The following is a 9,399-nucleotide window of genomic DNA, read 5'->3' as shown; positions in this document are numbered from 1 at the left end:
CCCCTGCCCCCTGCCCCTTCAGTCAGGGGTTGAAACGACATGAGAAGCGTTGTGGAGAAATTCTCCGTGGCTTTGCATCCCGTTGCGCTCCCTTTTCTCGTGCGATTTTGTATTAAAATTAAGTTAACTTTGATTAAGATTCTTGTTGGCATCGCCATAATGCTCTAATTGCCTTATGACAGTGCATATAAGAGATCAAATTAAACAAAATGGATTTATAAACATCCGTTTAACAGCTTAAAGTGACAGAGTGATGAACACTTGGTTACTAGAGCTGATGAATTGTATAGGCATCTAGAGGCAAATTAAGATGAAATTCTCTTGGAAAGTCGTAGTACTCTGGACATTGCCGGCTTTGGTAATTGGCTTTTTCTTCTGGCAAGGGGCCTTTGCAGGCGCTCCTACTGATATGAGTAAGAATGCAGCCAATACCCGCATGACTTATGGTCGCTTTCTAGAATACTTGGACGGCGATCGCGTCAGCAGTGTTGATCTCTACGAAGGCGGTAGGACAGCTATTATCGAAGCCCGCGATCCAGACATCGAAAATCGCGTCCAAAGGTGGCGGGTAGATTTGCCTGTTAACGCTCCTGAGTTAATTAGCAAGCTCAAAGAAAAAGATATTAGTTTTGATGCTCACCCTATGCGGAATGATGGCGCAATCTGGGGATTGTTGGGCAATCTCGTGTTTCCAGTTTTATTGATTACTGGGTTGTTCTTTTTGTTCCGGCGTTCTAGCAACCTTCCCGGCGGGCCAGGTCAAGCGATGAACTTCGGCAAATCTAAGGCGCGTTTCCAAATGGAGGCGAAAACCGGGGTTAAATTTGATGACGTAGCGGGTATTGAAGAAGCTAAGGAAGAACTACAAGAAGTCGTCACTTTCCTGAAACAGCCAGAAAGATTTACTGCTGTAGGCGCACGGATTCCCAAGGGAGTGCTATTAGTTGGACCTCCTGGAACTGGTAAAACTTTATTAGCAAAAGCGATCGCAGGCGAAGCAGGCGTACCTTTCTTCAGTATTTCCGGTTCGGAATTTGTAGAAATGTTCGTTGGTGTGGGTGCATCCCGCGTCCGCGATTTGTTCAAGAAAGCCAAAGACAACGCCCCTTGTATTATCTTCATCGATGAAATTGACGCAGTAGGACGGCAACGGGGCGCTGGTATCGGTGGCGGTAACGACGAGAGAGAGCAAACCCTCAACCAATTGCTCACTGAAATGGACGGGTTTGAAGGTAACACAGGCATCATTATTATTGCTGCTACCAACCGTCCCGACGTACTAGACTCAGCTTTGTTACGTCCTGGTCGCTTTGACCGCCAAGTAACAGTTGATGCACCCGATATCAAAGGGCGTTTGGAAATCTTGCAAGTCCATTCACGCAACAAGAAACTAGACCCTAGCGTATCTTTAGATGCGATCGCTCGCCGCACTCCTGGATTCACTGGTGCTGATTTAGCTAACTTACTCAACGAAGCAGCAATTCTGACTGCGAGAAGACGCAAAGAAGCGATCACCCTGCGCGAAATTGATGATGCGGTAGATCGGGTAGTCGCTGGGATGGAAGGTACTCCTTTGGTGGATAGCAAGAGCAAGCGCTTAATTGCATACCACGAAATTGGACACGCCTTAGTGGGAACTTTGTTGAAAGACCATGACCCAGTGCAGAAAGTTACCTTAATCCCACGGGGACAAGCACAGGGTTTAACTTGGTTTACTCCCAACGAAGAACAAGGATTAATTTCTCGTTCTCAGTTGAAAGCTCGGATTACTGGTGCTTTGGGCGGTCGCGCTGCTGAAGAGGTAATTTTTGGGGCTGCCGAAGTTACCACTGGCGCTGGTGGAGACTTGCAACAGTTATCGGGAATGGCACGGCAAATGGTGACTCGGTTCGGGATGTCCGACTTAGGGCCACTATCGTTGGAAAGCCAGCAGGGTGAAGTGTTCTTGGGTCGTGACTGGACAACTCGATCTGAGTATTCCGAATCCATCGCTTCCCGCATTGATGGACAAGTCCGAGCGATCGTGGAAGAATGCTATGACAATGCCAAGAAAATTGTCCGCGATCATCGCACTGTCACCGATCGCTTAGTCGATTTGCTCATCGAAAAAGAAACCATTGACGGCGAAGAATTCCGCCAGATTGTGGCTGAGTACGCTGAAGTTCCTGAGAAGCAGCAGTACGTACCGCAGCTGTAACCACTGTTCTAAAATCACTGAAATGGGTATGGTCATAAGGCTATACCCATTTTTGTTTTAGGTATTTGCAATCCTAAGTTATTTTATGTAGTGTCAGGGAATACTAAGCATAGTTAAAAATTTGATATTGCTATGCAATACCTAATCTACCCGATCGCAATTTACGTTCTACTGACTGTTATTCGTTATCTCATTCTCTTTTTACTACTTCGCAAGTCTCAGATTCAATATCCCAAGTACCAGATTACAAAGGCTGATACAGTTCCTATCTATTTAAAAGATTTATTTCAAACTCCTATTAAAGAACTAAAGCAATTCGGCTTTCTTCCATGCAGCTATTTGCAATATCAACCAATCACCAAAGCCTATGAGCAAACAAATTGGGAACTTCTTTTATATCACAAAGCACTCAAAAGCTATGCCACAGTAGTTATTCGTCGTTTAGCCGAACCTGTCAATTTATTCGATATAGAGTTTTATACCTTTTTTAAGGATAGAACTTTATTGCTGACCGTCAACGGCAAACAGCATGGACTTATAGGTGAGTTTCCTAACACTATTGTTCAGGATGTTTATACCAGCAAAGTATCAGTACAATGGCAGACTCATCAAGATTGTCTCAAACAATTAACTACCAGCAAAACAGCTTGTGGTTTATCACCAGAGTCTTTTGCACAAGCACTACAGATCCAGATGAGTGGCTATGTTAGTAACTTAGCCAAGACGGGGAAAATATCACCAATCAAGGGAACAGAGTCATTTCAGATATATTGGCTAACAGTCCTGCGATCGCTTAACCCAATGACGCAGGGTAACAAGAAAGCAGCAAATATCATCAAGCAGCGCAGACAACAAGCCAAAACTGATGCCAGCATTTTAAAAGAAATCCCTATAGAACTGGAAGTTGAGGGATTTAAACAAATGCAGTATACCGAAACTGGTCTGGTGGGTAAAAAATTTCGCACTTGGCTTTTGTTGGGTAGTTTAGGGTTGTTTATCGCTAGTTATACAAGCTTTCTTACTCCACAAAGTGTGGTGATTTTCATCGCTGTACTGTTTTTCCATGAAGGCGGACATTTATTGGCGATGAAACTGTTTGGCTATCGTGATACCTCTGTTTTATTCGTACCGTTTTTAGGCGCTTTAGCAACTGCCCATAAAGATGACGCTACACTCAGCCAAAAGTTTTGGATATCTTTAGCAGGGCCATTACCAGGGTTAATTTTGGGTATTGGGTTAGCGATCGTTGCACCTTTGGGTAGTGGTTATCCTGATTGGGTACGAGAAACAAGTTGGACGCTGATATTTCTAAACTTGTTCAATCTACTCCCGGTTTATCCTCTAGATGGAGGACAAATTGCTGATTTACTCCTGTTTTCCCGTTTCCCTTATATTGGTGTTTTATTTAAAGTCTTTGGTGTGATTATCTTAGGATTTCTAGGAAAAGATAGACCAATGATGTTTTTATTTGCGATGTTGATAGCTATGGGTATCCCTAATAGCTTTCGCAGCGCTAAAATTAATCAGAAATTTCAAAAAGAACTACGATTAAATCCACCCATATATCAGGACAATATTCTGCATTTCATATTCAAATATCTGAAGCAACTCGGATATGGAAACTTGCCTTTCAGTAAAAGATACGCCTTAGTCAAGGGATTGATTCAACAGCAGCACGAATCCCGTAGTAAATGGAAAACTAGAGTTTTTCTATTAGTTATATACTGTGTAACCTTGTTAGGTGGAATGGTAGGCACTCTGCAAGCTATAGCTCCTAATTGGGTAAAGTTATTGACTTATTATCAAAATTCTCAGCAAAGGCTTGAGCAGATCAAAAAAAATAGACAACAAGAAATTGAGCTGACAACTGCTGCTTTACGTACAAATCCTAATGATGTTAATGCTTATATCAAGCGATCGCAGGCGCGTATGGGACTGCATGATGATAAAGGCGCACTAGCAGATTATGACCAAATTGTGCGCTTAAAACCTCACGATATTGAATCTCGTATGACTCGTGCCAGCTTTCGTAATAGATTAAAAGATTATAAAGGCGCGATTCAGGATTATAACGAGATTTTGCGCCTTAAACCCAAAAATGTCAGTGGTATCTATTACCAGCGAGCGCAAGTTCTTAATCATCTGGAAGACTATAAAGGAGCGATCGCTGATTACAACGAAATTATTAAATTAAATGCCAAAGATACCTACGCTTATATCTCTCGTGGATATACTCGTCAAAAACTCCAAGATTACAAAGGTGCGATCGCAGATGCTAACTATGTAATTCAGCTAAATCCTAAAGAAGCAGAAGCATATATATTGCGTAGTCAAATTCGTCGTCAGTTGGGAGATAATCAAGGAGCGATCGCAGATGAACAAACTGGAAATACTCTTTTTGAAGCTATGGATAAGGAAGATCCAAGTTGATAAAAACCAACAAAACAGACTTTGATATTAAGTAGATCGAGGCAGAAGGCAGAAGGAAAGAGGGGTGTGGGCGGTTCTATACATCAGGAATATTGGATACTTGTGGAAGATTTACCTGAGTTCAACCGTAATATTGTTGGTTTGATTGAAGTAATATCACAATTTCGCCTGTCAAAAACTTGAAAATCTGAAATTGGTAGCATAGATACTGTATGCAAAAATCTACTACTTTTATTCCCACAATTTATGAATAATAAAGTTAAATTCTTGACTCTTGCTTCCTTAACGTTGGCAGTTTATTCTCTAACTGTTGGCACAGTTATAGCAAAAGCGAAACTGACAAATCAGGCGAAACTGTTTATCAATGGAATCGGTGCAGTACGAGTTGGGATGACTGTTTCCCAAGCAACAAAGGCTGCTGGTACTAAGTTAGTGGGCGATCCACCCAATAACAATTGCTACTATGTTAAGCCACAAAATGAACCCAACAATCTTTCGTTCATGGTGACAGGAGGTCGCATTTCTAGAGTAGATGTGCGGCAGAATACCCAGATTACTACCCTCAAAGGTGCAAAAATTGGCGATACCGAAGCACAAATCAAGTCTCTTTACCCAGGACAAATTAAAATCACACCTCATAAATACGTCCAAGGCGGACACTACTTGACATTTGTCCCGAAAGACCGTGCTGATCGGAACTATCGCGTTATTTTCGAGACTGACGGTAAGTGTGTTACTGAGTTTCGGTCAGGTAAACTACCAGAAGTTGAATTTGTTGAGGGCTGTTCTTGATTTAAGAACTTTCTGTTATTGCTCCTAGTGCCAAAAGTGACAATCGCACAGATTAAGCCTCATTTTTATATAAGTGCATAAATTACCCCGGCTTACTTTGTTGAAGCCGGGTTTTCTAACGTTTTCCAAATTGGGAGAGAGACTTGGAAATTAGCTCCCCTTCTCCCTTTTTTATCGTTCCAGTTCATCCACTCCTTTGGGAACTCCCGCAGTTAACACCTCATGTCCATCAGGTGTAACTAACACATCATCCTCAATCCGAATACCAATGCCAATCCATCGAGGATCAGTCTGTGGCTGGTCTTCTGCTAGTTTGGTATCAGGCACAATATATAATCCCGGTTCCACTGTCAAAATTTGGCCTGGTTGTAAAATCTGCGGTTTGTCTTCACCGTGCTGGTAAACTCCTACATCATGAACATCCAAACCTAACCAATGACTGGTGCGGTGCATATAATATGGCTTATATTTCTCTTCTTCAATTAACTTATCAATTTCACCTTTGAGAATGCCAAGTTCAACTAAACCTTCGGTGATAACGCGCACTGCTGTATCGTGAACTAATTTGAAGGGATTACCTGGTTTCACTTGAGCGATCGCTTGTTTTTGCGCCTCCAATACAATCTCATACAGCGTTTTTTGTTCAGGCGTAAATTTACCCCCTACAGGAAATGTCCGCGTAATATCCGAGTTGTAATAACCGTAAGCACAACCGGCATCTATTAGCAGTAATTCTCCATCCTGCATTTGACGATTATTTTCAATGTAGTGGAGTACGCAAGCATTCACTCCAGAAGCCACAATCGAAGGATAAGCTGGCCCCATGCCACCCCGCACTCGAAAAATGCGTTCCATCTCCGCTTGAATTTCGTACTCATAACGTCCAGGTGCGGTGATTTCTTGGGCGTAATTGTGTGCTTCAGTGGCGATCGCAACCGCTTGACGCATTAACCCCAACTCAGCTTCACTTTTAATAAGTCTCATGCTGTTGAGAACAGGGCCAGTATCTTCAATAGCGATCGGCCCAGTACCGCGTTTAGGATAAGTCCGCAGTAAACTTTGGTAATGTCTTAGGATTTGGTCATTAAAAGTGCGATCGCGTCCTAAGTGATAGTAAAGGCGGCTGGCTTTTTCCAAATACTGCGGCAACTTTTCATCTAACTCGCTAATGGGGTACGCTTCATCAGCACCATAAATTTCCTTGGCTGCATCTACCCCACAAAGATAACCAGTCCATACTTCCTTTTCACGATCCTTCGGTTGGACAAACAGCACAAACCGATGTTCTGAATGATGTGGCGCTAACACTGCAACTGCCTGTGGTTCGTTAAAACCAGTTAGGTAGAAGAAATCACTGTCTTGGCGATAAACATACTCGACATCGTTGTGCATCACTGCCATTGGCGCACTGCGAAAAATGGCTGTGCCATCACCAATTTTTGCCATTAACTGCTCGCGACGCTGCCGATATTCTGCTTGCATAGCTGATGTTTTTATGAAAAAATTGTATTATTTTACACTTTTAGCAACTGAGTAGATGCACAATTCAGGCCTCTTAATAGTTGCTAATCTAAGTTATTCTAACCAATATTTGTTTCCACTCCAGCCATAAATCGTTGGAGAATAATCAATTATCTTGAAATACTCAGATTTCTTAATTTTTAAATAACTCGGAAATATTGTTGTTATTGAATGATTTAGTATTTTTATAAAAAAATAAATTATTTTTATCGCCTTATTCCATATCAATTTTGGTAATTAATAAATTCCACAACACGCTGTCAATAATATGTCTGCTCAACCCCTAGCAATAAAAGCGATCGCTTACCTGGTCAATAAAGATGAATTCGTAGTATTTACATATACTAATTTTTCGGAACCGGCTTACAATTACCTGTTCGTACAGTTGAAGAAAGTAAGCAGACATCTAGAGCTATTCCACAAAATAAAAAATAGTAGTGATTCCGCAAACAATTGAGAAATTCATCATAAAACAATGACTGATTACACAAATCATTAGAACTAATGTAGCAATTATTTCTATTTTAGCATATTTGTAACTTTGCAATAAATACGAAGATTACTTTATAAAGCTAATTTTGAAAGTTTGTATTAAACATTTGAGTACTTAAAAAATAAGGACTAAATTCCTTTCTGCGAACTTACTTACCAATGAATCGAAGCTTGAAAGGCTACTATAGCAAGCCGCTTTGATTTTTGTTCGCGCAGCTTGGCGTAGCAGCCATACTGGGCAGGCAAGAGGCAATATTCAAGAAGGCCTTTTGAGTTGTACGGAGTTATTTTAGGCAATCAAATATTAGTCCTATGGTGTAGTGTGAATAATTTTTGTCTGGCTAATTAGCCGTTCAAGATATAAGTAGAATTTTGATAAAAATTTTTAATGTCAAAGAAAACAGATAAAGCAATAAAGCTTTGTCTGTAAATCATCATATACATAATGAGCAAAAAGAATTTTAGAATTGTTTACATAGGACTTGAAAATTTTGTAATTATCATTTAAAACAAACAAAGATTTATCTTCAAATAATGATGTTAATAAATAAAAAATAGTTATAAAGAAATATGGAAAACCTAGAAAATGTTATTTCGTTACAGAAAGCGGCTTCAAAAAAAAGTTAAAAAAATATGACAACCAATCATAAAAACACACCATGTTTGGAACTCAAAATACTTCAAAAACTTTGAATGCACAATGGACACAAACTTCCGAAAAAATACAAGCATTATCATCTCCTCTTGATAGCGTAACTCCTCTAAATTCTGATTCGTTTTTGGGGAGTAAGAGTTCCTACCAACCACAACAATCTGCGGTGGTGTCAGCAAATCCTAATCCTAATCCTTACTTAACCAGTGCGGCGATTGTTCCTGACTTCAACGGTGATGGCAAAACAGATAAAGTTTGGGTCGATTCTACAACTGGTGAGATTATTATTCGGTTGATGGATGGCACAAAAGTTGTCGAACAGGGATCTTTGGGTCAATTTGACCTATCCGCCTATGATTACAAAATTGCTGATTTCAATGCTGATGGTAAAACCGACTTCTTATTACGCAATAAGACAACCGGTGAGAACAGCATTGTGCTGATGGATGGAACTAGAGTTGGTTCTGCGGCTGCTCTATCTAGCGTTGATGCAGCCTGGAGTCCTCAGATTGGGGATTTCAATGGCGATCGCAAAACTGATATCTTCTGGCATAATGCTACAACCGGTGAGAACGCTATTTGGGAGATGGATGGCACTACAGTTCTCACTGCAACTGTTCTAGACACTACAGACACAGCTCTAACTCCTACCATTGTTGATTTCGATGGCAATGGCAAGAGCGATATTTTCTGGCGCAATGGGACAACTGGCGATAACAGCGCTTGGTTTATGGATGGTGCCCAAAAGACTGAATTTGCGCTGCAATCTCAAGACGCAGCCTGGACTGCTAGCCTTGGTGATTTCAACGGCGATTTAAGCACTGACATTCTGTGGAGAAACGCTCAAACAGGTGAGAACAAGGTTTGGACGATGAGAGGCATCTTAGTCACAGAAGGCGCTTTGGGAACACTTGACTCATCCTGGACTTCCAAAATTGGTGATTTCAATGGTGATGGTAAGACCGATATCTTCTGGCACAATGGAACCACAGGTGCGAACACTGCTTGGTTGATGGATGGTACAACAGTTGCGACTGAAGCTTTCTTACCAACTAATAACGCGGCCTTGACACCATCCCTTGGTGACTTCAACGGCGACGGTAAGACCGATATCTACTGGCGCGATCAGACCGCAGGTTCAGACAACATTTGGACTATAGATGGAACAACAGCAGTTGACAATCCCATCAGCGATGCAGATAAGCTTGGCCCACAGTGGTATACATTCTAAAAGCTAGGAGTTAGGAGTGAGGAGTTAGGAGTTAGGAGTTAGGAATTATCAAATGCTTCCCCTGCCTCTCCTGCCTCCCCTACC

5 protein-coding genes are annotated in these 9,399 nt (G+C 41.4%); 4 read left to right on the top strand and 1 reads right to left on the bottom strand.

The annotated features are described in order from the left end of the window. The first annotated feature begins 310 nt into the window (after nucleotides 1–310). The 3 genes from ftsH2 (at nucleotide 311) to G1O98_RS33765 (ending at nucleotide 5,419) form a co-directional block, all read left to right on the top strand. Nucleotides 311–2,197 (top strand): ATP-dependent zinc metalloprotease FtsH2, encoded by a 1,887-nt coding sequence (ftsH2, locus tag G1O98_RS33775; RefSeq protein ID WP_163937849.1) that lies wholly within the window; start codon nucleotides 311–313, stop codon nucleotides 2,195–2,197. 132 nt (nucleotides 2,198–2,329) lie between these two features. Then, nucleotides 2,330–4,627, top strand: a complete 2,298-nt coding sequence (locus G1O98_RS33770; protein ID WP_163937846.1) for a site-2 protease family protein — start codon at nucleotides 2,330–2,332, stop codon at nucleotides 4,625–4,627. Between the two features lie 246 nt (nucleotides 4,628–4,873). Further along, nucleotides 4,874–5,419 carry a hypothetical protein gene (locus G1O98_RS33765; RefSeq protein ID WP_163937842.1) on the top strand — a complete coding sequence of 182 codons (546 nt, stop codon included), beginning with the start codon at nucleotides 4,874–4,876 and terminating at the stop codon, nucleotides 5,417–5,419. A gap of 171 nt (nucleotides 5,420–5,590) precedes the next feature. On the opposite strand, the gene G1O98_RS33760 is transcribed toward G1O98_RS33765, so the two are convergent. Next, nucleotides 5,591–6,901, bottom strand: coding sequence for an aminopeptidase P N-terminal domain-containing protein (locus G1O98_RS33760; protein WP_163937838.1), 1,311 nt, complete (start codon nucleotides 6,899–6,901; stop codon nucleotides 5,591–5,593). Between the two features lie 1,190 nt (nucleotides 6,902–8,091). Here G1O98_RS33760 and G1O98_RS33755 point away from each other — a divergent pair. After that, nucleotides 8,092–9,315, top strand: coding sequence for a VCBS repeat-containing protein (locus G1O98_RS33755; protein WP_163937835.1), 1,224 nt, complete (start codon nucleotides 8,092–8,094; stop codon nucleotides 9,313–9,315). Nucleotides 9,316–9,399 lie beyond the last annotated feature (84 nt).

The organism is Nostoc sp. UIC 10630, from assembly GCF_010747425.1.
In the GTDB taxonomy this organism is placed as follows: Bacteria; Cyanobacteriota; Cyanobacteriia; order Cyanobacteriales; family Nostocaceae; genus Nostoc.
This window is presented reverse-complemented; position numbering and strand designations above follow the sequence as displayed.